24 protein-coding genes are annotated in these 20,467 nt (G+C 76.1%); 8 read left to right on the top strand and 16 right to left on the bottom strand.

Annotated elements, in window-relative coordinates; all coding sequences use genetic code 11:
* The first annotated feature begins 73 nt into the window (after positions 1 to 73).
* Positions 74 to 280 (top strand): hypothetical protein, encoded by a 207-nt coding sequence (locus tag ACQPX6_RS03920; protein ID WP_433785581.1) that lies wholly within the window; start codon positions 74 to 76, stop codon positions 278 to 280.
* Here ACQPX6_RS03920 and ACQPX6_RS03915 read toward each other — a convergent pair.
* Together ACQPX6_RS03915 and ACQPX6_RS03910 are read right to left on the bottom strand one after the other, a co-directional pair.
* Entirely contained in the window at positions 270 to 2,225 is a 1,956-nt protein-coding gene (locus ACQPX6_RS03915; RefSeq protein WP_433785579.1) for a homocysteine S-methyltransferase family protein, read from the bottom strand. The two genes, ACQPX6_RS03920 and ACQPX6_RS03915, sit on opposite strands and share 11 nt — an antisense overlap.
* Complete coding sequence (locus ACQPX6_RS03910; protein ID WP_433785578.1) at positions 2,222 to 3,547, bottom strand: PucR family transcriptional regulator; 1,326 nt, start codon at positions 3,545 to 3,547, stop codon at positions 2,222 to 2,224. Before ACQPX6_RS03910 ends, ACQPX6_RS03915 begins: the two co-directional genes overlap by 4 nt.
* 88 nt (positions 3,548 to 3,635) lie before the next feature.
* Here ACQPX6_RS03910 and wrbA point away from each other — a divergent pair, with 88 nt between their 5' ends.
* The gene (gene wrbA, locus ACQPX6_RS03905; protein ID WP_433785577.1) at positions 3,636 to 4,244 is read left to right on the top strand and encodes an NAD(P)H:quinone oxidoreductase; all 609 of its coding nucleotides are present in this window, start codon (positions 3,636 to 3,638) and stop codon (positions 4,242 to 4,244) included.
* Between the two features lie 47 nt (positions 4,245 to 4,291).
* Positions 4,292 to 4,900 (top strand): maleylpyruvate isomerase N-terminal domain-containing protein, encoded by a 609-nt coding sequence (locus ACQPX6_RS03900; RefSeq protein WP_433785575.1) that lies wholly within the window; start codon positions 4,292 to 4,294, stop codon positions 4,898 to 4,900.
* A 71-nt stretch (positions 4,901 to 4,971) separates the two neighbouring features.
* Here ACQPX6_RS03900 and ACQPX6_RS03895 read toward each other — a convergent pair whose 3' ends face one another.
* The 6 genes from ACQPX6_RS03895 to ACQPX6_RS03870 form a co-directional block, all read right to left on the bottom strand.
* A complete protein-coding gene (locus ACQPX6_RS03895; protein WP_433785574.1) occupies positions 4,972 to 5,679 on the bottom strand; it encodes a DUF2267 domain-containing protein in 708 nt (235 codons plus the stop codon).
* A gap of 52 nt (positions 5,680 to 5,731) precedes the next feature.
* Complete coding sequence (locus ACQPX6_RS03890; RefSeq protein ID WP_433785573.1) at positions 5,732 to 6,277, bottom strand: dimethylsulfonioproprionate lyase family protein; 546 nt, start codon at positions 6,275 to 6,277, stop codon at positions 5,732 to 5,734.
* 14 nt (positions 6,278 to 6,291) lie between these two features.
* Entirely contained in the window at positions 6,292 to 7,083 is a 792-nt protein-coding gene (locus tag ACQPX6_RS03885; RefSeq protein ID WP_433785571.1) for an ABC transporter permease, read from the bottom strand.
* The gene (locus ACQPX6_RS03880; protein WP_433785569.1) at positions 7,080 to 8,093 is read right to left on the bottom strand and encodes an ATP-binding cassette domain-containing protein; all 1,014 of its coding nucleotides are present in this window, start codon (positions 8,091 to 8,093) and stop codon (positions 7,080 to 7,082) included. The genes ACQPX6_RS03885 and ACQPX6_RS03880 overlap by 4 nt, the downstream gene beginning before the upstream one ends.
* A 142-nt stretch (positions 8,094 to 8,235) precedes the next feature.
* Positions 8,236 to 9,849: a benzoylformate decarboxylase gene (gene mdlC / locus ACQPX6_RS03875; RefSeq protein WP_433785567.1), complete on the bottom strand. Its 1,614-nt coding sequence runs from the start codon at positions 9,847 to 9,849 to the stop codon at positions 8,236 to 8,238.
* A gap of 103 nt (positions 9,850 to 9,952) precedes the next feature.
* The gene (locus ACQPX6_RS03870; protein WP_433785565.1) at positions 9,953 to 10,204 is read right to left on the bottom strand and encodes a hypothetical protein; all 252 of its coding nucleotides are present in this window, start codon (positions 10,202 to 10,204) and stop codon (positions 9,953 to 9,955) included.
* Positions 10,205 to 10,358: 154 nt separating this feature from the next.
* On the opposite strand from ACQPX6_RS03870, the gene ACQPX6_RS03865 reads away from it, so the two are divergent.
* Positions 10,359 to 11,522: an epoxide hydrolase family protein gene (locus tag ACQPX6_RS03865; protein WP_433785563.1), complete on the top strand. Its 1,164-nt coding sequence runs from the start codon at positions 10,359 to 10,361 to the stop codon at positions 11,520 to 11,522.
* Positions 11,523 to 11,554: 32 nt separating this feature from the next.
* Here ACQPX6_RS03865 and ACQPX6_RS03860 read toward each other — a convergent pair whose 3' ends face one another.
* Positions 11,555 to 12,613, bottom strand: a complete 1,059-nt coding sequence (locus tag ACQPX6_RS03860) for a zinc-binding dehydrogenase (RefSeq protein ID WP_433785561.1) — start codon at positions 12,611 to 12,613, stop codon at positions 11,555 to 11,557.
* Positions 12,614 to 12,680: 67 nt separating this feature from the next.
* Here ACQPX6_RS03860 and ACQPX6_RS03855 point away from each other — a divergent pair, with 67 nt between their 5' ends.
* Positions 12,681 to 13,247, top strand: coding sequence for a TetR/AcrR family transcriptional regulator (locus ACQPX6_RS03855; RefSeq protein ID WP_433785559.1), 567 nt, complete (start codon positions 12,681 to 12,683; stop codon positions 13,245 to 13,247).
* 60 nt (positions 13,248 to 13,307) lie between these two features.
* Here ACQPX6_RS03855 and ACQPX6_RS03850 read toward each other — a convergent pair whose 3' ends face one another.
* The 4 genes from ACQPX6_RS03850 to ACQPX6_RS03835 are packed head-to-tail and all read right to left on the bottom strand — an operon-like array spanning position 13,308 to position 16,631.
* The gene (locus tag ACQPX6_RS03850; protein WP_433785557.1) at positions 13,308 to 14,621 is read right to left on the bottom strand and encodes a DNA polymerase IV; all 1,314 of its coding nucleotides are present in this window, start codon (positions 14,619 to 14,621) and stop codon (positions 13,308 to 13,310) included.
* Between the two features lie 4 nt (positions 14,622 to 14,625).
* Positions 14,626 to 15,093, bottom strand: coding sequence for an HAD family hydrolase (locus tag ACQPX6_RS03845; protein ID WP_433785555.1), 468 nt, complete (start codon positions 15,091 to 15,093; stop codon positions 14,626 to 14,628).
* Between the two features lie 13 nt (positions 15,094 to 15,106).
* Complete coding sequence (locus ACQPX6_RS03840; RefSeq protein WP_433785553.1) at positions 15,107 to 15,820, bottom strand: CDP-alcohol phosphatidyltransferase family protein; 714 nt, start codon at positions 15,818 to 15,820, stop codon at positions 15,107 to 15,109.
* 43 nt (positions 15,821 to 15,863) lie between these two features.
* On the bottom strand, positions 15,864 to 16,631 hold the full coding sequence (locus ACQPX6_RS03835; protein WP_433785551.1) for an FkbM family methyltransferase: 768 nt from the start codon (positions 16,629 to 16,631) through the stop codon (positions 15,864 to 15,866).
* A 49-nt stretch (positions 16,632 to 16,680) separates the two neighbouring features.
* Here ACQPX6_RS03835 and ACQPX6_RS03830 point away from each other — a divergent pair, with 49 nt between their 5' ends.
* Positions 16,681 to 16,890, top strand: coding sequence for a DUF2795 domain-containing protein (locus tag ACQPX6_RS03830; protein ID WP_433785549.1), 210 nt, complete (start codon positions 16,681 to 16,683; stop codon positions 16,888 to 16,890).
* A gap of 94 nt (positions 16,891 to 16,984) precedes the next feature.
* Here the strand turns inward: ACQPX6_RS03830 and ACQPX6_RS03825 are convergent, their stop codons facing one another.
* Together ACQPX6_RS03825 and ACQPX6_RS03820 are read right to left on the bottom strand one after the other, a co-directional pair.
* Positions 16,985 to 17,248, bottom strand: a complete 264-nt coding sequence (locus ACQPX6_RS03825; RefSeq protein WP_433785547.1) for a hypothetical protein — start codon at positions 17,246 to 17,248, stop codon at positions 16,985 to 16,987.
* Positions 17,249 to 17,322: 74 nt separating this feature from the next.
* The gene (locus ACQPX6_RS03820) at positions 17,323 to 17,568 is read right to left on the bottom strand and encodes a hypothetical protein (protein ID WP_433785545.1); all 246 of its coding nucleotides are present in this window, start codon (positions 17,566 to 17,568) and stop codon (positions 17,323 to 17,325) included.
* Between the two features lie 170 nt (positions 17,569 to 17,738).
* Between ACQPX6_RS03820 and ACQPX6_RS03815 the strand changes: the two genes are divergently transcribed.
* Entirely contained in the window at positions 17,739 to 18,485 is a 747-nt protein-coding gene (locus ACQPX6_RS03815; RefSeq protein WP_433785543.1) for a hypothetical protein, read from the top strand.
* Between the two features lie 52 nt (positions 18,486 to 18,537).
* Here the strand turns inward: ACQPX6_RS03815 and ACQPX6_RS03810 are convergent, their stop codons facing one another.
* Positions 18,538 to 18,828, bottom strand: coding sequence for a hypothetical protein (locus ACQPX6_RS03810; protein WP_433785541.1), 291 nt, complete (start codon positions 18,826 to 18,828; stop codon positions 18,538 to 18,540).
* A 229-nt stretch (positions 18,829 to 19,057) separates the two neighbouring features.
* On the opposite strand from ACQPX6_RS03810, the gene ACQPX6_RS03805 reads away from it, so the two are divergent.
* The gene (locus ACQPX6_RS03805; protein WP_433785540.1) at positions 19,058 to 20,419 is read left to right on the top strand and encodes an FAD-dependent oxidoreductase; all 1,362 of its coding nucleotides are present in this window, start codon (positions 19,058 to 19,060) and stop codon (positions 20,417 to 20,419) included.
* The last annotated feature ends 48 nt before the right edge of the window (positions 20,420 to 20,467 follow it).

Here is a 20,467-nt window from a genome sequence, read left to right as displayed (position 1 = left end):
GCCCGGCGCCCGGCGTCGGCGAACACTGGAGGGTGACGGGGCCGTGACCGCCCCTCGCGCCGACGATCACGGAGTGACCACGATGAACGCCCCGACGACGTGCCCCTGCTGCGGGGTCGTGGTCATGCCCCAGGAGATGTCCTACGACTTCGACGGGGAGACCGTCGCCTCGCTGACCCGCGAGGTGGCCTACCTCCGCGCCACGGTCGCGCGCCTGCGCGGCGCCCCGCAGCCCGCCGTCCACCAGCACAAGGCGACCGTCACCTCGCTCAGCGCCTGACGCGCGCCCCGGTCCCGGCTGCCGCGCGCAGGCGGGCCACGGCCGTCGCCGGGTCGAGGCCGGGCAGCGCCGGGCCCGACCAGCGCACCACGACGCCCTCGACGACATCGGCGGCCTGCGCGACGAGGTCGGCGGCCAGCGCGAGGCCCGTGCGCGCCGCGTCCGGGACGTCGCCCGCGCCGCGCATCGCCTCGAGCACCTCGTCGGGGACGACGACGTCGGGCACCTCGTGGCGCAGGTGCTCGGCCTGGCTGTAGCCGGTCAGCGCCCCGACCGACGCGAGCACCGGCACCCGGCACCCCGCCGCGTCGAGCGCGTCGACGACGACCCGCAGCCGCTCGAGCTCGAACACCGGCCGCGACACGAGGAACTCCGCGCCCGCCTCGACCTTGGCCACGGTGCGCGCAGCCTCGTGGTCGAGGTCGTCGGCGCCGGGGGTGAAGCGGGCGCCGAGCCGGAACGATGTCGCGACGCCCAGCTCCACGCCGTCGGCGTCGATGCCGCGGTTGAGGCCGGCGGCCATCCGCAGCAGCTCGGCGCCGTCGACCTCCCACACCCCGTCGCGCACGGCCTGCTCGGCGTGCACCGGCGGGTTGCCCGTCTCGCACACCACGGCCCGCAGGCCCAGGGCGTGCAGACCCAGCAGGTCGGCCTGCAGCGCGAGCATGCCGGTCTGCCAGCTCGTGAGGGTGAGGACGGTGTCGACGTCCACGCCGTCGTGCAGGCGCAGCGCGAGCCCGGCCGGGCCGGTCGTGACGCGCCGGGCCCGCGGGCGGCTCACCCAGAGCGCCCGGGCCCCGCCGGCGACGGCGCGGCGGGCTCGCGCGAGGTGCTCGTCCGGCCCGCCGGGCCCGGCCACCTCGGCGGCGACGAGGAAGTCGCGCCGACCGTGGCCCCGCAACCAGCGCTCCAGGGCGCCCCGGCCGCCGGGCGCGACGTCGGGCTGCGCGGGCGGCAGCGCGTCGCTCACCGCGGGCACGTCGCCGCGGACCGCGATCGGCTCCGGCGGCGGCGACGGATCCGACGGCGGCGCCCAGGCGTCGTGGGTGGTCAGGGCGCTCGCGGCGGCTGCGGTGTGCTCGGGCGTCGTCCCGCAGCACCCGCCGACCAGGCGCGCGCCGGCCTCGACGTAGCGCAGCACGTAGCGCGCGAAGTGCTCGGCGTCGCCGGCGAAGCGCACGGAGCGGTCGGCGACGACGTGCGGCAGGCCCGCGTTCGGCTGGGCGGCGAGCACCGGGCCGTCCGTCGAGCCCATGCGGCGCACGACGTCGAGCAGCCCCTGCGGGCCGAGCGTGCAGTTGCTGCCGACCGCGACGACGCCCGCGTCGGCGAGGCGGGCGGCGACGTCCGCGGGTGACTCGCCGGCGGCGGTCAGCGGGCTGCCGTCCTCGTCGACGAACGTGGCCTGGGCGACGACGGGCAGGTCGGTCACCGCGCGGGTGGCCGCGACGGCGGCGAGCAGCTCGTCGGCACGGCTGAAGGTCTCGAGCAGTACGAGGTCCACGCCGCCCTCGACCAGCGCGGCGACCTGCTCGCGGATGGCGGCGGCGACCCCGCCGGCGTCGGCGGTCGTCCCGCGCCCGGGCGGCGTCACCGGCGACACCGAGCCCGCGACCCAGGCCGGGCGCCCGGCGCGGTCGCGGGCCTGGGCGGCGAGGCGCGCGCCGGCGAGGTTGAGCTCGCGGGTGCGGCGCGCGAGCCCGTGGCGTTCGAGGCGCGGGCGGGAGGCGCCGAACGTGTGGGTCTGCAGCACGTCCGCCCCGGCGGCGAGGTAGCGCTCGTGCAGGGCGCTGACCAGCTCGGGGGCGACGACGCAGAGCTCGACGCCCGGTCCCTCGACCTGCCCGCCCGAGGCCCGCGCGAGCGTGCCCATGGCGCCGTCGCACAGCAGGACGCGGCGGGCGAGGGCTGCGGTGAAGGACTCGGTGGCGAACGACTCGCTCACTCCTCCATCTCCCCGAGGATCTCCAGCGCGACCTGGGCGACGAGCCGGTCGCGGTAGGTGTCGAGGTGCAGGCCGCTGAGCTCCTCGGCGCGCCGCAGGCGGTAGCCGACGGTGTTGGGGTGGACGTTGAGGGCGCGGGCGACGCGCTGCGGGCTGCCGTCCTCGCGGAAGTAGCGGGCGAGCGTGCGCAGGACCTCGACGGTGCGCTCGGAGCGTTCGGCCGCGAGGCGTCCCAGCACCTCGCGGGCGAAGGCACGGGCGGCGTCGGGGTCGGGGATCTGCAGCAGCAGCCGGTGGACGCCGAGGTCGTCGAAGCGCAGCACGCGCCCGGCCCGCCCGAGCCGGCGCGCGGCGACCAGCGTGCGGCGCGCCTGGTCGTAGGAGGCGGCGATCTCCTGCGGGGCGTGCACCGGTCCGCCGACGGCGACGGTCACCGGCCAGTGCGCGTCGGGGTCGGGCACCCGGCCGCGGGCGAGGCGGCGGGCGCACGCGGCGCCGACGGCCACGGGGTCGGCGGGCTCGCCGACGACGGCGACGGTCTCGGTGTCGCGCACGACGGTCAGCGCGGCCGGGGCGGCCGCGAGCAGGTGCTCCTCGGCCTCGCCGAGCAGGCTCGCGGGGCCCGCCCCGTAGGCGTCGTCGTCGTCCGGGGACACGACGACGACGCGGTGGACGACGCCGTGGTCGTAGCCGACGTGCTCGGCCCACTGCGCGGCCTGGTCGGCGTCGCGGGCGCGGTCGAGCAGCAGCCCGGAGACGAGGTCGCCCCGGACCTGGCCCGCCGCCGTCGCCAGCACGCGGTCGCGCCCGGCGAGCACCCCGACGACGGTGGCGGCGTGCTCCGCGACCAGCAGCAGGACGTCGTCGCCGGCGAGAGCGTCGGGGCGGTCGCGGGTGGCCGTGTCCTCCTCGGCCACGACGAACGCGGGCACCTCGCGCCCGAGCAGCACCGGGGCCACGACCTGCACACGGGTCCCGGGCCCGGGCACGCGCAGGGCGCGGCCGGCCGCCGCGGCGGTGTCGAGGGTGCGGGGCCAGGCGGTGGCGGGGGCGGTGGGGTGAGCGGTGCCGCGCAGGCGCGCCGAGGCCTCGGGCACGCCGAGCCCGGGCGCCGTGGCGGCGAGGACCTCGGCCGACGGCCCGACGACGGCCGCGAGCACGCCGAGCTCGGCCGTGACGACGGCGACGACCGCCTGGACGTCGGCCGACGGCGCGGCGACGAGGCCGGACAGCCGGCGGTAGAGGGCGACGAGCCCGCGCGGGCCGGCGGCGTCGGAGGCGCCGCCCACCGGGGGCCGCGCCGTGCCCTCCCGCGTCGTCACCGGGCCATTCTGCGCCGCCGCGGCCCGGTGTGCGGAGCGCGCGGGTCGCTCGTCATGATCGGGGTCCCACCCCGACCCGGGAGGCCCTGTGCCCGAGCGCGCGCCCCGCATCGTCGTCGTCTTCTACTCCGCGACCGGCAACGTGGCCGCGCTCGCCGAGGCCCTCGCGGAGGGGGCCCGCGAGGCGGGCGCCGAGACGCGGGTGCGGCCCGTGGCCGAACGCGCGCCGGCCGAGGCGATCGAGGCCAACCGCCGGTGGAAGGCGTGGGTCGAGGACAACCCGTACGACACCGAGGCGTCGCTCGACGACCTCGAGTGGGCCGACGGCATGGCGTTCGGGAGCCCGACCCGGTTCGGCAACTCCGCCGAGCAGCTCAAGGCGTTCCTGGACACCACCGGCGGGCTGTGGGCGCAGGGCAAGCTCGCTTCCAAGGTCGGGACGGCGTTCACCAGCGCGTCCACCGGCCACGGCGGGCTGGAGGCGACGATCCTGTCGATGAACAACGTGCTCTACCACTGGGGCGCGCTGGTGATGCCGCTCGGCTACGCCGCCGACCCGTCGCTGATGTCGTCGGGCAACCCGTACGGCGCGTCGTGGGTGTCGAGGAAGTCGGCGGCGCCCGACGACGACGCCCTGCACGCCGCGCGCGTCCAGGGCACCCGCTTGGCGCAGGTGGCGGCGAAGCTGATCGCCTGAGTCCTCCGTGAGTGAACTTTGGGCCTATAGGCCCCAGGATCGCTCACGTGCTGGACCACTACGCCGACGCCGCCCGGACCGTGACCGAGCTCGTGGAGCGCATCCCGCCCAACGCGTGGGACGCGCCCGCGCTCGGTGTGTGGGACCTGCGCTCGCTCGTCGGGCACACGAGCCGCGCGTTCGTCACCGTGCTGACCTACCTGGAGCGGCCCGCCGCGCGCGAGGACGTCCCCGACGCCGCGGGGTACTACGCCCTGCTGCCGTCGGCGACCGGCGAGGGCGTCGACCAGGATGCCGTGGCCCAGCGCGGGCGCGACGCCGGCGTGGCCCTCGGTGACGACCCGGCCGCTGCGTTCCGCGACCTCGCCGACCGCGCGGTGGCCGCGGCCCGCGCGGCGGACCCCGACGCGCTGATCGAGACGATCGCCGGCGGCCTGCGCGTCGCGTCGTACGTGCCGACGCGCACCGTCGAGCTCGTCGTGCACGGGCACGACATCGCGGCGGCGACCGGGCTCGCCGTCGCGTTCGATGAGGCGACGACGGCCGGGGTCGCGGCCCTGCTCGCGCGCGTCGGCGTCCGGCTGGGCCACGGCTCGGCGATCCTCGGCGCCCTGACCGGGCGAGCCCCCCTGCCGCCCGGGTTCAGCGTCGTCTAGGTGCGCTGCGCGCTCGTGAGCAGAAATCGGTGCTCCAGCACCGCTGTCTGCTCACGTGCGCGGGGCGCACCTCAGGCCGAGCCCACCGTCGCCACGATGTCGTCGAAGCGCTCGGCGAGGTCGAGGTCGATGGCCGCGACGGCCTGCATGCTCTCGGTGCGCGCGCGCACGGTCAGCGAGGACTCGGTGCGCTCGACGGTGCGCAGGCGCGCGCCGATCTCGCTCTCGGCGGCCCGCAGGCGCTCGAGCACGAGGTCGATGTGCTCCGAGGGCAGCTCGACCGTGCGCTCGATGCCCGAGCCGTCGCCCGACCAATCGGTGAGCCGGTTCAGCACGCGCTGCAGCTCGTCGGCGTCGACCGGCTGGGGGCGGCCCTGCGCGCCCTCGGACGCGGCGTCGGGCGGCAGCGTCGGCCCGCTCCCCCGCAGGTCCTCCGGCACGACGCGCCCGATGCGCTCGCCGAGGTCCGCGTCCTCCGCGTGCAGCTGGCCGATCACCGCCGTCAGCGCGTAGCGGGCGCGCTCGGGCGCCCACCCGCTGCGCCGGGCGACCTCGTCGACGAGGCCGGCCTCGGTCGGCGTCCCGCCGCCCCCGGCCCGGTCGACGCCGGCCTCCTGCTCGAGCAGGTTCGGCAACGCCTTGGCCAGCGCGTCGCGGTCGTCGCCGGGCAGGTGCTCGGCGAGCGTGGCCAGCACGGCGTCGGCGGCCCGGCGGGCGTCGTCGTTGTCGGCGAAGCCACCTCGGGTGGCGACGCCGGCGAGGAACTCCTGGTGTCGCATGATCGGGGCCTACCCAGCGGCCGGGCCCGGCACGCCCAGCGCCACGACCCCGTCAGCAGAACGCGGACGGTGTCGCGACAGCCCCGGTCCAGACGTAGACGAGCAGGACCGCGCGGTCCTCGGTCCACATCCCGTGCGGCTGCCAGGGCGCGTGGTGGATCAGTGCGCCGGCCGGCTCTGGCGCAGGGGCCTCGTCGAGCCCGTGCACCCAGCGGATCGTTCCCGCCGGCAGGTAGAACTCCTCGGCGGGATGATGGTGCGGGGGGCAGCGCACGCCCGGCCCGAGCAGGACGAGCCCGCACGCGGCCCACGGCGACTCCGCCAGTGTGGCGTGCGCGTAGCCGTCGAGGAACGACGCGTCCGGCGGGGCGTCGACGTAGGCGGCCGTCTGACGCCAGGGCACCCCGCGCACGAGCGGGCGCAGGACGTCGGCGAGTTCCTCGTCGACCTCCTCCGCGGCCCGCGCCAGCGCGTCGTCGAGGTGCGCCAGCACGGTGAGCGACCCGGGCTCTCCGCGCGCCGGGAGGGCGGGGAGGCGGAGGACATCGTCGAACCCCGCGGCCGACAACGTGGTGTCGAGCCGATGCAACAGCGCCACGAACGCCGACCCGATCAATCGAGTGCCCGCCGCACGAAGCCCTGGATGCCGATCGCCCCGAAGAGCAGGCACGCGGCGACGAGCGCCAGCAGGCAGACCCAGGCCGGGAGGTGCGGCACGGCGGGCGTCAGGGCGCCCCGCAGCCCCTCGGAGACATAGGTGATCGGGTTGAGCGCGCAGATCACCTGGAACCAGCGCAGGTTCCCGAGCTGCAGGAACGGGAACTGCGTCGAGCCCGTGAACAGCAGCGGCGTGATCACCAGCGCGAACACCACGTTGATCTTGCGGGGCGACACCAGCGTGCCGATGACCAGCCCCGCGGCACCGCCGGCCAGCGCGCCGAGCACCAGCAGCACGGCCGCGATCGGCAGGCCCGAGAGCTGCCAGTTGACCTCGTCGAGCACGAGGTAGCCGACGGGGATCATCACCAGCGAGCCGAACAGGCCCCGCGCGGCGCCGAACACGATCTTCTCGACCGCGACCAGGCGCGTGGACAGCGGCGCGAGCAGGCGGTCCTCGATCTCCTTGGTGTACGAGAAGTCGATGACCAGCGGGATCGCGGTGGCCTGCACGGCCACGAAGAACGCGTTGAGCGCCAGCAGCCCCGGCAGCAGCAGCTGCGCGTAGCCCGGCGTGACGTAGCCGAGCTGGCCCAGCACCACGCCGAACACGAACAGCAGGAAGAACGGCTGGACCAGCACCTGGCTGACGAAGGTGCCGAACTCCTTGCCCGTGACCGCGAGGTCGCGGCCCAGGACGCCCAGGAACGCGCGCCCCTGGCTGACCGTCCGCGTCGGCGCGCTCACCGCAACCCCCTGCCCGTCAGGTCGATGAACACGTCCTCGAGCGTCGGCTCGCCGAGCTCGACCTGGTGCACGGTGGCGCCGGTGGCGGCCACCGCGCCGAGCACCGGGGGCAGCGCCGCGCCGGCCTCGCCGTCGCAGCGCACCCGCAGGCGGATGGTCTCGTCGGTCTCGCCGGTGCGGTCGTCGACGCCGGCCACCCCCCGCAGCTCGCCGACCCGCGCGCGCACCGTGGCCGCGTCGGCGCCGGTGAGCACGAGGTCGATGGTGGCCTCGCCGGGCAGGCCCGCGACCAGCGTCGACGGCGTGTCCAGCGCGAGCAGCTTGCCGTGGTCGACGATGCCGACGCGGTCGGCGAGCTTGGCCGCCTCGTCCATGTCGTGGGTGGTGAGCACGACCGTCACGCCGGACGCGGCGAGGTCGGCGATGCGGTCGTGCACGAACAGGCGCGCCTGCGGGTCGAGCCCCGTCGACGGCTCGTCGAGGAACAGCACCTGCGGGTCGTGCATGAGGCCGCGGGCGATGATCAGCCGCTGCGCCTGCCCGCCGGAGAGCTCGTCGGGGTTGGTGCTCGCCTTCTCCGCGAGCCCCATGCGCTCGAGCAGCTCGTCGGCCAGCCGGCGCCGCTGCGCCCGAGGCACGCCGTGGTACGCGGCGTGCCAGACGAGGTTGCCGCGCGCGTCGAGCGAGCGGTCGAGGTTGGGCCGCTGGGGGACGACGCCGAGCACCGCGCGCGCCGCGACCGGGTCGGTGGCGACGTCGATGCCCGCGACGGTGGCGCGCCCGGAGGTGAGCGTGACCCGCGTCGTCAGCACCCCGACCGTGGTGGTCTTGCCCGCGCCGTTGGGTCCCAGGAGCCCGAAGACCTCGCCGCGGCGCACGGCGAAGCTCAGCCCGTCGACCGCGGGCGGCCCGCTGCGGCCGTAGCGCTTGACGAGGTCGACGACCTCGACGGCGGGCGCCGCGTCGTCGCGCGCCGGTGGTGACGGCCGTGTGGTCGCCTGCGTGCTCACCGCGTGGTCCTCCCCGTGCCGACCCGGGCGTCGGCGCCCGGTCGACGCTACGCCGGGGGCCCGACGACCCTCATGCCGAATTCCGGTGCCCGCGCTCACGCCGACCACGATCGGACCTCGACCGACGTCGAGGTCAAGAGGATCAGTACCCCGACGGCGGCACCGGGACGTGCACCAGGCGCGGCCCCGGGCCGGCGAACCCGCGGCGCAGGGCGGCGCGCAGCTCGTCGACACCGCCCACGCTCTCGGCGGGCACGCCGTAGGCCTGCGCGAGCCCGACGTGGTCGACCAGGGGCAGGTCGAGCCCGGGCACCTTCGGCGTCTGCTCCTTCGCGGCGAACCACTTGAGGATCCCGTACTCCCGGTTGTCCAGGACGAGCACGGTGAGCGGGACCTGCAGCGACGCCGCCGACGCCAGCGCCTGCACGGTGTACTGCAGCGAGCCGTCGCCGATGGCGGCGAGCACGGGGCGCTGCGGGTCGGCGAGCGCGACGCCGACCGCGGCCGAGAGCCCGAACCCGAGGCCGCCGGACGCGGAGAAGTACGAGCTGCCGGGGCGGGCCAGCGGGACACGGGCCATGGCGATCGGCCGGTGCGAGGGCGCCTCGTTGACGATCACCCCGCCCTCGGGCCACTCCTGGGCGAGGGTGGCGAACACCTCCTCGGCCGAGAGCCGCCCGCCGCTGCCGCCCTGCGGCGCCGCGAGCTCCTGCGCCGGCGGCGGGGCCGCCCGGTCGTCGGGGCCGGGGCCGACGCGCTCGAGCAGCGCGCGGATCGTCAGCGTCGGGTCGGCGACGACCGCGTCGCCCATCGGGGCTCGCGCCGCCTGGTCGGGGTCGGCGGTGACGTGCAGCAGCCGCGTGCCCTCGGGCAGGAAGCGCCCCGGCACGTAGGGGTAGTAGCGGAACACCGCGGTGCCGAGGACGAGCACGACGTCGTACGGGGCCAGCGTCTCGGCCACCGGCGCGATGGCCATCGGCAGCGCGCCGCGGAACTGCGGGTGGTCGGTGGGGAAGCCCACCCGCCCGTCCGACGGCGGGGCGAACACCGTCGCGCCGAGGCGCTCGGCGAGGGCCACCGCGTCGTGGAAGCCGCCGGAGGCGTCGACGTCGCCGCCGACGACCATCGCCGGGGCGCGCGCCCCGTCCAGCGCCGCGACGAAGGCGTCGAGACCCTCGGGGTCGGGCCCGGCACGGTGGTGCACCCGGCGGCCGGCGACGAGCGCGGCCGCCTCCGTCTCGGGGTCGAGCACCGCGTCCCAGTCGTCCATCGGGATCGACACGAACACCGGGCCGCGCGGCGGCGACATCGCCACGTGGATCGCGCGGGCCAGCACGGCCGGCACGTCGGCCGGGCGGGCGGGCTCCATCGACAGCTTGACCGCGGGCCGGGGCAGCACCGTCGCGTCCACGTTGGTCAGCAGCGCCTCGAGGTTGATCATCGGGCGGACCTGCTGCCCGGCCGTGATCACCAGCGGCGCCCCGTTGGCCGCCGCGTTCACGATCGCGCCGGCCGCGTTGCCCACCCCGGGGGCGGTGTGCAGGTTGACCAGCGCGGGACGGCCGGTCGCCTGGGCGTAGCCGTCGGCCATGCCGACGACCACGGCCTCCTGCAGGCCCAGGACGTAGCGGAAGTCGTCGGGCAGGTCGGCGATCATCGGCAGCTCGGTCGAGCCCGGGTTGCCGAACACCGTCGTCATGCCGTGGGCGCGGAAGACCTCGAGGGAGGCCTCCCGCACCGTCGGTCCGCTCACCATGCAGCCACTCCTCCGCGCCGGTCGCCTCGTCCGGCGCCAGGAGTACCCCGGGCGCTGGGGACCATCCCGGGGTCGGTGGGGGGACCCGGCACCGGGATGGTCCTCAGCGCGGTCGGTGCAGCCGCGAGACGCGGATGACGACGTCCCGGAGGCCGTCGTCGTCGAACTCCTTCCGCATCTCCTCCACGCGGAGTGTCGCCTCGACCCCCTCGTAGGGACCGTGGGCGTCGAGCTCCCCGGTCTCGGGGTCGAACACGAGCACGACGTAGCCGTCGCACTCGTCCAGGTCTGCCGCCGCCGCGAGCAGGACCGCCGAACGATCATCGAGCACGCTGATCACCTCCGCTCCGTCCATCGCCACCATGGGCCCTCGTGTGACACCTCGGCGCCAAGTTGGCTCGTTCGGGTCATGAACACCAGCCGTCGGCGTGTCGCGCTGGTCCGGACCGACACTCCATCCGGGCGCACCGCTCGGCAGGTGCCCGCGTGTCTGCCTAGGGTCTGCGGCTGTGGCCTCCCCCGCCCCGGTGCCGACCGGCGATCCGACCGTCGAGGTCGTCCCGTTCGTGCTCGACGTGCCCGAGGAACAGCTCCTGGACCTGCGGGAACGCCTGCGCCGGGTCCGCCTGCCCGAGCCGGCGACCGACCCGTCGCAGGGCCTGGGCCTGGACGCGGTCACCGAGCTGTGCCGCGCCTGGCTCGAGGAGCACGACTGGCGCCGGGTGGAGGACGAGCTCAACCGGCGCGGGCAGTACCGCACCGCGATCGGTGGTCTCGGCCTCCACTTCCTGCACGTTCGGTCACCGCGTCGTGACGCACAGCCACTGATCCTCGCCCACGGGTGGCCCGGGTCGGTGATCGAGTTCCTGGACGTGCTGGACGCGCTCACCGACCCCGGTGACGGACCCGACGGCCAGGCGCTGCCCGCCTTCCACGTCGTCGCGCCGTCGCTGCCCGGCTACGGGTTCAGCGACAAGCCGACCGGACCCGGCTGGGGCGTCGACCGCATCGCCGACGCCTGGGCCGAGCTCATGGGCCGCCTGGGCTACGACCGGTTCCTCGCCCAGGGCGGCGACTGGGGCGCGATGATCACCACGGCGCTCGCGGTCCGCCACCCCGACCGCGTGGCGATGATGCACACGACGATGCCCCGCGCCCCGCGCCCGGACGGCTTCGACGACGCGCAGCTCGACGAGACCGAGCGGCGGTGGCTCGCCGAGAGCGAGGACTTCCGCAAGGCCGGCTCGGGCTACTCCGCGCAGCAGCGCACACGTCCCCAGACGCTGGGCTACGGCCTCGTCGACTCGCCCGCCGGACAGCTCGCCTGGATCGCCGAGAAGTTCGTCGCGTGGACCGACGGCGACGGCTTCGGCGGCGTGCCGCGCGACCGGGTGCTCGACAACGTGTCGCTCTACTGGCTCACGGGGTCCGGGGCGTCCTCGGCGCGCCTGTACTGGGAGAGCTTCGGCGGCGTCGACACCACCTCGCCGGTGACCGTGCCCAGCGCGGTGTCGTACTTCCCGGCCGAAATGGTCAAGCTGCCCCGCGCGTGGGTCGAGGCGCGCTACGTCGACCTCCGCCACTGGAACGCCCTGCCCGCCGGCGGACACTTCGCCTCGCTGGAAGTCCCCGGCGACTTCGTCGACGAGCTGCGGTCGGCCTTCGGCTCGTGAGTGCTTGTCCGTGCTGGAGCACGGACAAGCACTCACACCGGGTGGACCACGACCTTCCCGACCCGCTCGGCCCGCGAGAACTCGTCCTGCGCGGTGTGGATGGCGGCGAGGTCGTGGCGGGCGGCGATGACGGGGTGGACCCGCCCGGCGACCGCGTCGGCGACGAGGTCGTCGAAGTGCGCCGGGGTGTGCATCGACGACCCGACGAGCGCGACGTTGTGCAGGTAGAGCCGGCGCAGGTCCAGCGGCACCGACGCGCCGCCGATCGCCCCGGCGATCACCCACCGGCCGCCGTCGCGCACCCGCGTCAGCAGCGCCGGCAGCAGCGGCCCGCCGACGACGTCGACCACGGCGTCGAGCGGGCCGCCGACGGCATCGGCGGCGGCCGCGGCGACGGTCTCCGGATCGGGACCGCGGTGCACGACGGCGTCGGCCCCGGCCTCGCGGAGGACGTCGTCCTTGCCGGGGGCGGTGAGCGCCACGACCCGCGCGCCCCGGGCCACGGCGAGCTGCACGGCCGCGAGGCCCACGCCGCCCGACGCCCCGGTGACCAGCACCGTCTCTCTCGCCCCGACCCGCCCGCGCGCGAGCATCCCCGCCGCCGTGCCGTAGGCCACCGGGAGGCAGGCGAGCTCGTCGTCGTCCAGGGGTGACGCGGACACGTCGTGGGCGCGGTCGGCGGCCACGACGACGTACCCGGCGAAGCCGCCGTCGGCCTCGCTCCCGAGCAGCCCCACCGGGCTCGCGTCCGGGCCGGGGCCGTCGTAGAACGCGGGGTCGACGAGGACCCGCTCGCCCACGCGTCCCGCGCCGACGCCGGCACCGACGGCCACGACCTCGCCCGCGATGTCACCGCCCTGGATGCGCGGGAACGCCACCGGGCCCCGCCAACCGGCGAGGGCGTCCGGGTCGCCGGGCAGGCCGTAGGCACCGCGGCGGGTCCAGAGGTCGGTGTTGTTGAGCGCGGCCGCGGTGACCCGCACGAGCACCTCGCCGTCGCCGGGCCGCGGCACCGGGACGGTGCGCAGCTCCAGGACCTCCGGACCACCGAAGCCGGTGAGCACCGCGGCCTGCATCGTCTCGGGGATCATGACCGTCCTCCACTACACTGGTCTGTGAAGTCCGACCGTAGGTTCACAGACCTGTGAAGGCAAGGACATGACCCTGACGCCCGGGGCCCGGCGCATCCTCGACGTGGCGTCGGTCCTCTTCTACGAGCGCGGGATCCACGCCGTCGGCGTCGACACGATCGCGGCCGAGTCGGGGGTCACCAAGCGCACGTTGTACGACCGTTTCGGGTCGAAGGACGAGCTCGTGGCCGCCTACCTGCGCGCCCGCGACGAGCGCTGGCGCGCCCTCGTGGTGGCGACGGTCGAGGCCGCGGACGACCCGGTGGACCGCGCGCTCGCCCCGTTCGCCGCGCTCGAGGAGTGGGTCGCCGGCGCCGGCCGTGGCTGCGCGTTCGTCAACGCCTTCGCCGAGCTCGACGACGCCGCCCACCCCGGCCGCGCGGTCATCCACGACGAGAAACGCTGGCTGCGGACGCTGTTCGCCGCCGAGCTCGAGCGCGCGGGGGTCCCCGACGCGCCGGGCCTGGCGCTGCAGCTGCTCGTGCTGCACGAGGGCGCGCTGGTGGCCCACGCCGTGGCCGCGGAGCCGGCGGCTCTACGGGCGGCCGGGGACGCGGCGCGGCTGCTGGTGGACGCGGCGCTCCCGCATCTGTGAGCCCTATCGGCGTGCTCCCCTGATCCCGTGCTCCAGCACGGACAAGCACGCACGAGGCCGTCAGGCCAAACTCGCCACCGGGTCCGCGCGGGCGAGATCCGGGTCGTCGGCGCGGAACGTGATCGCGCGACCGGGGCCCGTCGTCGCGGTCTCGAAGCGCACGGTCACCCGCCCGTGCCCCGCGCCCTGGACCCAGCCGTGGCCGTGCTCGGGGTGGGCGACGTCGTCGCCGGTGCGCCACTCCCGGCGCGGCTCGGGCTCGGGCTCGGGGAGCTCCGCGACGGGCGCTGGCGCGGCCGCGGCCGGCGCGGCGGGGGTGCCGGGGAACAGCGCCTCCTGCACCGCCGTGGTCAGCCCGGAGAACGAGACGCCGACCAGCCGCACGCCGGCGTCGGGCAGGGCGGCGACGGCGAGGCGCTGGGCGGTGTCGGTGAGCGTCGCGAGGTCGGTGGTGGCGTCGGCGTGGGTCTCCGCGCGGCTCGTCGTCCCGAACGAGGCGCTGCGGATCTTCACGCTGACCGTGCGGGCGGCCCGGTGCGACGCCACGAGGCGCCGGTGCGCGCCCTCGGCGAGCTCGGCCACCGCGCACCGCACCGCGCCGAGGTCGGAGAGGTCCTCGTCGAACGTCGTCTCCGCGCTGACCTGCTTGGCCTCGCCCCGCTCCACCAGCGGGCGGTCGTCGATCCCGCGGGCGAGGCGGTGCAAGCCGGTGCCGACCGCGGAGCCGAGCAGCGCGGTCACCTCGCCGGGCTCGAGGGCGGCGAGCGCGGCCACCGTCTCGACGCCCGCGCGGTGCAGCGTCTGCTCGGCCACCGGCCCGATGCCCCACAGCGCGCGCACCGGCAGCGGGTCGAGCAGCGCCCGCTCGCCGCCCTGGGCCACGACGTGCACGCCGTCCGGCTTGGCCCGCCCCGACGCGATCTTGGCGACCTGCTTGCCCGAGCCCGCGCCCACCGACACCGCGAGCCCCGTGACCTCCCGGACCTCGGCGCGCAGCCGCTCGGCGAAGGCGGCCACGTCGTCGGCGCGGGCGTCGGCGAGCGCCTCGGGCTCGGCGAAGGTCTCGTCGTAGGCGATCTGCTCGAGCACCGGCGCCCAGGCCCGCACGACGCCGAAGAAACGCTCGGAGAGCACCCGGTAGAGCGCGGTGCGCGGCGGCAGCGCCACCGCGTGCGGGGACAGCCGGCGCGCCTGGCCCATCGGCATCGCCGAGCGCGCGCCGTGCGCCTTCGCCTCGCCGCTGGCCCCGGCGACGATCCCGCGCGGCCCGAGCCCGCCCACCAGCACCGGCCGCCCGCGCAGGGTCGGGCGGGTCAGCTGCTCGGCGGAGGCGAAGAACGAGTCGAGGTCGAGGTGCAGGACCCAGCGGGGCACGGGCTCAGGATGCCCGGATCGCCCACAGCTCGTCCGGGTGCTCCAGCACCGTCGTCGCCCCCGCCGCCCGCAGCGCGTCCGCCGACGACCCGCCCCAGGCGACGCCGACCGGCACCAGGCCGTGGGCGAGCGCGGCCTCGACGTCGGCCGGGCCGTCGCCGACCAGCAGGCTGCCGGGCGCGGCGTGCGGGATCCCGAGCCCGAGCAGCGCCTCGCCGACCACGGCGTCCTTGCCCGCCAGCAGGCCGTCGGACCCACGTCCCGCGACGCTGCCGAAGCACCCGAGCAGGCCGAGCTCGTCCAGCACCCGGCGGGCGGTGGCCGTGCCGGCCGAGGTCGCGAGGGCCAGCGGCACCCCGCGGGCGTGCAGCGTCTCCACCAGCGCCACCACCCCGGGGGCGGGGCGGGTGGTGCCGGGCTGGGTCAGCGTGCCGTCGAGGTCGAACACCACGGCCGGGAACGGGGGCGCCACGGGCACGAGTCTCTCAGCGCACCGGTCGGCGGGCGCCACGCCACAGCCACACGACCGACACCCCGAACGACCAGACCAGCGCCGCGAGGGCGACCGCGATCGCGACCCGCTCGACGACCGGGGGCAGCACGTCCGCGGCCGCGACGATGAGGACGACGCCCTGCACCGCCGCGACCACCTTGGCCGAGCGGCGCACCGGCAGCTCCCCGCGCAGCCAGGGCAGGACCCGGCCGGCGGCGACGAACGCGTAGCGGAGCAGGCCCACCGCGAGCACCCACCAGTCACCGCCGGTCAGCGCGACGTGCACGCACAGCACGACCAGCAGGAACGCGTCGAATTCGACGTCGAGGCGCGCCCCCAGCGCCGACGCGGTGCCGGTGCGCCGGGCGACGGGCCCGTCGACGGCGTCGAGGGCCAGCGCGACGACGGCCAGCCCCACGAGCACGGCCGACGCCTCCACCCGCCCGACCAGGGTGACCGCGCCCATCACCAGGACCCCGCGGGCGAGCGTGACGGCGCCGGCCGCTCCGAGCGTGATCGCCCCCGCGCGCCGGGCCGCCCGCGCGACGAGCGCGCCGGCCACGACGGCCACCGCCACCGCCGCGAGGACCCGCAGGGCGCCGACGCCGACCGTGACCACGAGCAGCGCGAGGACCCCGGCGAGCAGCGCGCCCGCCGCCGCCAGCTGCAGCGCGGTCGGGGTGGCGGCGCGGGACCGGTGGATCATCGCCGTCCAGGATGCCGGAGCCCGGGGTCGCCGGCACCGGTCGTCACACGTCGGGAGTCGCCGCGGGCAGGCGCCGGGCGTAGACGTCGCCGGAGCGTCCCGCCGGGCGGCGCCGGTCGAGCAGCGCCACCAGCTCGCGGGCGTCGAGCCAGCGGTCGGGCGCGGTCGGGTCCCAGCGCATGGTTTCGATCGGCGAGTAGCGGTACGCGTAGGTGCCGAGCGCCTCGACGCGGGCGAGCGCGGCCAGGGCGGCGTCGTGCGCGGCGGGCAGGTACTCGAACGACAGCGCGGGCAGCGGGCGCGACAGGCCGACGAGCACCTCGGCCTCGTAGCCCTCCACGTCGATCTTGCAGAAGGCGGGGACGCCGTGCTCGGCGACGAGGTCGTCGAGCGTCGTCAGCGCCACGGGCACCGGCTCCTCCCAGCGCACCGCGGCGAAGCCCGCGTCGTCCCTGACGGCCGCGCGCCAGTCCGCCGACACCGTGGAGACCGTCGGCGTGGCCCGGGAGATGCCCAGGCGGGCGACGCCGGGCTCCGCGCCCAGCGCCGCCGGGACCACGGTCACGCGGTCGTCGCGCCCGAAGAACAGGCGCAGGAGGCGGACGAAGTCCGGCTGGGGCTCGACGGCGACCACCCGCGCGCTCAGCGCGCGCCAGGCGCGCACCCGGTTGCCGGCGTGCGCGCCGACGTCGAAGGCCAGGTCACCGGGACCGAGGAACTGCCCGTAGAACCGGCGCATCCGGCGCTGGCGCCCCGGGATGCCGTGGTACATCACGAGGGAGCGGGCGATGCCGAAGGCGCGGGCCAGCACGGCGCGAGCGTAGGGGTTGTCGGCGGTGCCGGGTGGTTAACCGGGCGCCATGGGTTACGACGTCACGCAGGTGCAGAAGACGCTGGCCGGGTTCAACTACCCGGGGGGCCCGCAGGAGCTCGCCGACCACGCGAGCTCGAACGGGGCCGACCAGCAGCTCGTCGACACGCTCAAGGGCCTCGACAAGGAGCAGTTCGACGGCCCGAACGCCGTCATGTCCAAGCTGAGCGAGGCCGGCGTGCTGGGCGGCAGCAGCTAGCCGACGCCCGCACCCGGAACGAACGAACGGCGCTCTCGCTGCTTCCGAAGCAGCAGGAGCGCCGTTCGTTCGTTCCGGTGATGCGCCGAACGGGTCAGTGCGGCAGCGTCGGCAGCCCGCGCTCGACCATCTCCCGCGCGCCCTCGAGCGTCCCGTCGCCGACCCACGTCTGCGGGTCGAGCTGCGAGACGTTCCAGCCGCCCGGGCGCACGCGGGTGGAGTACAGGAACACGTCCTTGTTCTCGACCCATTGGATCTCGTAGTCCATCGGGGCGGGCCCGTTCGTGCTCCACTTCCACGCGGCGCCCGACCCCCGTGACGTCTCGTTGATCGCGACGCCGTCCACCTCGATGGCCATGCTCACCCCCTCCGGCTCCACTGAGCCGATCGGAGCAGCAATCTACCTCCGGACGCCGAGGGCGGTGCGGCCACTCACGCGGCCGGGTGTGGCGCCCAGCCCTCGCGGCACAGCGCGCCGACGATCCGCAGCGCGTCCGCCCGGTGGGCGTCGGCCCGGTGGACCGTCCAGCTCCACTGCTCGCACTCGGCGTGCAGCAGGTGCGAGACCACCGTGACGGCGTGCTCCCGGTCCTGGGCGTCGACGACCGCCGCCCGCGGGCGCGAGCCCGGGCGCAGTAGCTGGGCGACGGTGTTGACGGGCGCGGGTCCAGCGCTCATGGGGACCTCCCGTACGGAACCGGGCCACCGGTCCCCGCCGAGGTGGGTGAGCCGCGACGGCGTCGACGCGCCACTGCCCCTCGAGCGTGACTCCCCGGGCCCGCGGGCGGAACGGCGAGGGGACCTTCGTCACGGTCGCGGGACCGCACGTCCGGGGCAGGATGACCGCCATGGCCACAGCGAAGGAGCCGGCGGCCGGCTGGACCGTCGAGCTCGACACGACCCCGGGACGGCGCCAGGCGCAGGAGGAGTTCGTCCTCCACCACCCCGACGGCGGCGACGAGCGGATCGTGCTGCACGACTACGCGCGGGTGTACGCGGTGCCCGGGCTCTACGAGGAGGTCGTGCAGCACCGGCTGCAGTGCGCCTCCCCCGCCACCGTCGCCGGCGCGCTGGTCGAGGCGGCCGAGGCCGAGGGACGGTCGGCGGACGGGCTGCGCGCCTTCGACCTGGGCGCCGGCAACGGCGTGGTCGGCGAGGAGCTGCGCGACCGCGGGGTCACCGTCGTCGCGGGCGCCGACGGCGTCGACGAGGCCCGCGACGCCGCGCACCGCGACCGGCCCGGTCTCTACGCGCACTACCTGGTGGGCGAGCGCCTCGACGTCGACGAGGTCACCGCGCTCGTGCACGACGAGGGGCTGACCGCGCTCGTCGCCGCGGGCGCGGTCGGCGAGGGGCACGTCCCGGTGGACGCCCTCGCGCAGCTGTGGGACGCATTCCCGCCCGGCTCGTTCCTCGCCCTGACCCTCGCGGGCGGTGAGGGCGGCAAGGACGCCACCGACGTCGAGCAGATGATCGCCGACACCACCGCGTCGGAGCACCCGTCGCGCACGGTGGTGCGCCGCCGCTTCCGGCACCGCGTGAGCATGGCCGGCGACGAGCTGTACTACCTGGTGCTCGTCGCGGTGAAGGACTGATGTGCGCTACGCGCACGTGAGCATCGGTCGGTGCTCCAGCACCAATTTCTGCTCACGTGCCGAAGGCACCTCCGCGCACCAGCGTCAGGCGCGGGCGCCCGGCCGGCGGGCTGGCCACGGGACGGCTGGGCTGCGGCCCGGGCCGACCGGCGGGGTGTGGCCCGGCCGGGGCGCGCCGGGTGCGGCGGGGCCGCGGTCCGGCGATCAGCTCGTTGACGAGGTCGTCGGCGAGCTCCTCGGACAGCACGCCACCACCGGCGTAGTCGTCGAACACGTCGAGCCCGCGCCGCCACGGCGTCCCCACCGTGGTCGGCTGCGCGCCGCCGTGCCCGTCGCTGATCATCGCCGAGGACGTTAGCCCTGCTCCGGGGCGGATTTCGCGCTCGGGAATCCCATGGAGTGACCACTCGACCGAGGCGGGATCGGGCCACGCCACGGCTCGGGATCACCCTGTCGTCGGCGTGTCGTCCACCGGCGTGGCGACGGTGACCGCGACAGCGCCCGACTGCGGTCGGCAGCGGCCGTCCCGGCGGACGGGTGCGGGCTGCGGCCGGGTGGGCCACGATGCGTCGGTGGAGAATCACACGACGCGACCCCACCACGTCGCGATCGTCGGTTCCGGGCCGTCGGGCTTCTACGCCGCGGCCTCGCTCCTGGACGCAGGAGCGGCCGGTGGGCCCGACGTGCGGGTGGACATGTTCGACCGGCTCGCCACCCCGTGGGGCCTGGTCCGCGCGGGCGTCGCCCCGGACCACCCGAAGATCAAGTCAGTGAGCTCGCAGTACGACAAGACCGCCGCGCGCGAGGGGTTCCGCTTCTTCGGCCACGTCCACCTCGGGGAGGACGTGACGCGCGAGGAGCTGCTCGAGCGCTACGACGCGATCCTCTACGCGGTGGGGTCGCAGACCGAGCGCCGCCTCGGCATCCCCGGCGAGGACCTGCGCGGCAGCGTCGCCTCGGTCGACTTCGTCGGTTGGTACAACGGCCACCCCGACTTCGTCGACCTCGAGCCGCCGCTGGACACCGAGCGCGCCGTGGTGATCGGCGCCGGCAACGTGGCCCTCGACGTGGCGCGGATGCTCCTGCTGCCCGAGTCCGACCTGCGCGCCACCGACACCGCCGACCACGCCGTCGAGGCGCTCGCGGCGTCGTCGGTGCGCGAGGCGCTGGTGTGCGGGCGGCGCGGGCCGCTCGAGGCCTCGTTCACCACCACCGAGCTGCGCGAGCTCGCCGACATCGACGACCTGGCCGTGGTGGTCGACCCCGAGCAGGTGCCCGCGGGCATCGCCGACGACGACACCCTGAGCAAGGGCACGCGGCGCAACCTCGAGATCCTGCGCCGCTTCGCCGAGCAGGGTCCCGACGAGGCGGCGCGCCACCGCATGGCGTTCCGGTTCCTGCGCTCGCCGGTGGAGATCCGCGGCGACGGCCGGGTCGAGGAGGTCGTGCTGGGCGTCAACCGGCTCGAGACCGGCGACGACGGGCGGGTGCGCGCCGTCGACACCGGCGAGCGCGAGACGGTGGCGACCGGGCTGGTGCTGCGTGCGGTGGGCTACCGCGGCGTGGAGCTGCCCGGCCTGCCGTTCGACGAGGCGTCGGGCACCGTGCCGAACGCCGAGGGCCGGGTCGACGACCGCGAGCGCGAGTACGTCGTCGGCTGGATCAAGCGCGGGCCCACCGGGATCATCGGCACCAACAAGAAGGACGCCAACGAGACGGTGCGCCACATGCTGGCCGACCTCGGGGAGCGGGAGCCGCGCGGGCACGCTCCCGACGAGGTCGAGGCGTGGCTGCGCGACCGCTGCCCCGATCTCGTCGACCAGGAGGGCTGGGCGGCCATCGACGCCCACGAGCGCGGGCGCGGCGAGCCGCACGGGCGCCCGCGGGTCAAGGTCGTCGACCGCGACGAGCTGGTCAAGCTGTCCCGCGCCTAACCACGTGCGTGATCTTCTGAGCCATAGCTCAGAAGATCACGCACGTAG

This window comes from Actinomycetospora sp. CA-101289, assembly GCF_050955895.1.
Taxonomy (GTDB): domain Bacteria; phylum Actinomycetota; class Actinomycetes; order Mycobacteriales; family Pseudonocardiaceae; genus Actinomycetospora.
The sequence above is the reverse complement of the archived record's forward strand: the minus strand, read 5'-3'. Positions and strand labels throughout refer to the sequence as shown.

Excerpts from the sequence above, each read along its gene's own strand:
- ACQPX6_RS03815 (WP_433785543.1), top strand. The coding sequence starts at position 17,739 with ATGGCCACAGCGAAGGAGCCGGCGGCCGGCTGGACCGTCGAGCTCGAC.
- ACQPX6_RS03810 (WP_433785541.1), bottom strand. The coding sequence starts at position 18,828 with ATGATCAGCGACGGGCACGGCGGCGCGCAGCCGACCACGGTGGGGACG.
- ACQPX6_RS03895 (WP_433785574.1), bottom strand. The coding sequence starts at position 5,679 with ATGCGACACCAGGAGTTCCTCGCCGGCGTCGCCACCCGAGGTGGCTTC.
- ACQPX6_RS03855 (WP_433785559.1), top strand. The coding sequence starts at position 12,681 with ATGACCCTGACGCCCGGGGCCCGGCGCATCCTCGACGTGGCGTCGGTC.
- ACQPX6_RS03870 (WP_433785565.1), bottom strand. The coding sequence starts at position 10,204 with ATGGACGGAGCGGAGGTGATCAGCGTGCTCGATGATCGTTCGGCGGTC.
- ACQPX6_RS03830 (WP_433785549.1), top strand. The coding sequence starts at position 16,681 with ATGGGTTACGACGTCACGCAGGTGCAGAAGACGCTGGCCGGGTTCAAC.
- ACQPX6_RS03825 (WP_433785547.1), bottom strand. The coding sequence starts at position 17,248 with ATGGCCATCGAGGTGGACGGCGTCGCGATCAACGAGACGTCACGGGGG.
- mdlC (WP_433785567.1), bottom strand. The coding sequence starts at position 9,849 with ATGGTGAGCGGACCGACGGTGCGGGAGGCCTCCCTCGAGGTCTTCCGC.
- ACQPX6_RS03820 (WP_433785545.1), bottom strand. The coding sequence starts at position 17,568 with ATGAGCGCTGGACCCGCGCCCGTCAACACCGTCGCCCAGCTACTGCGC.
- ACQPX6_RS03840 (WP_433785553.1), bottom strand. The coding sequence starts at position 15,820 with ATGATCCACCGGTCCCGCGCCGCCACCCCGACCGCGCTGCAGCTGGCG.
- ACQPX6_RS03860 (WP_433785561.1), bottom strand. The coding sequence starts at position 12,613 with ATGATCCCCGAGACGATGCAGGCCGCGGTGCTCACCGGCTTCGGTGGT.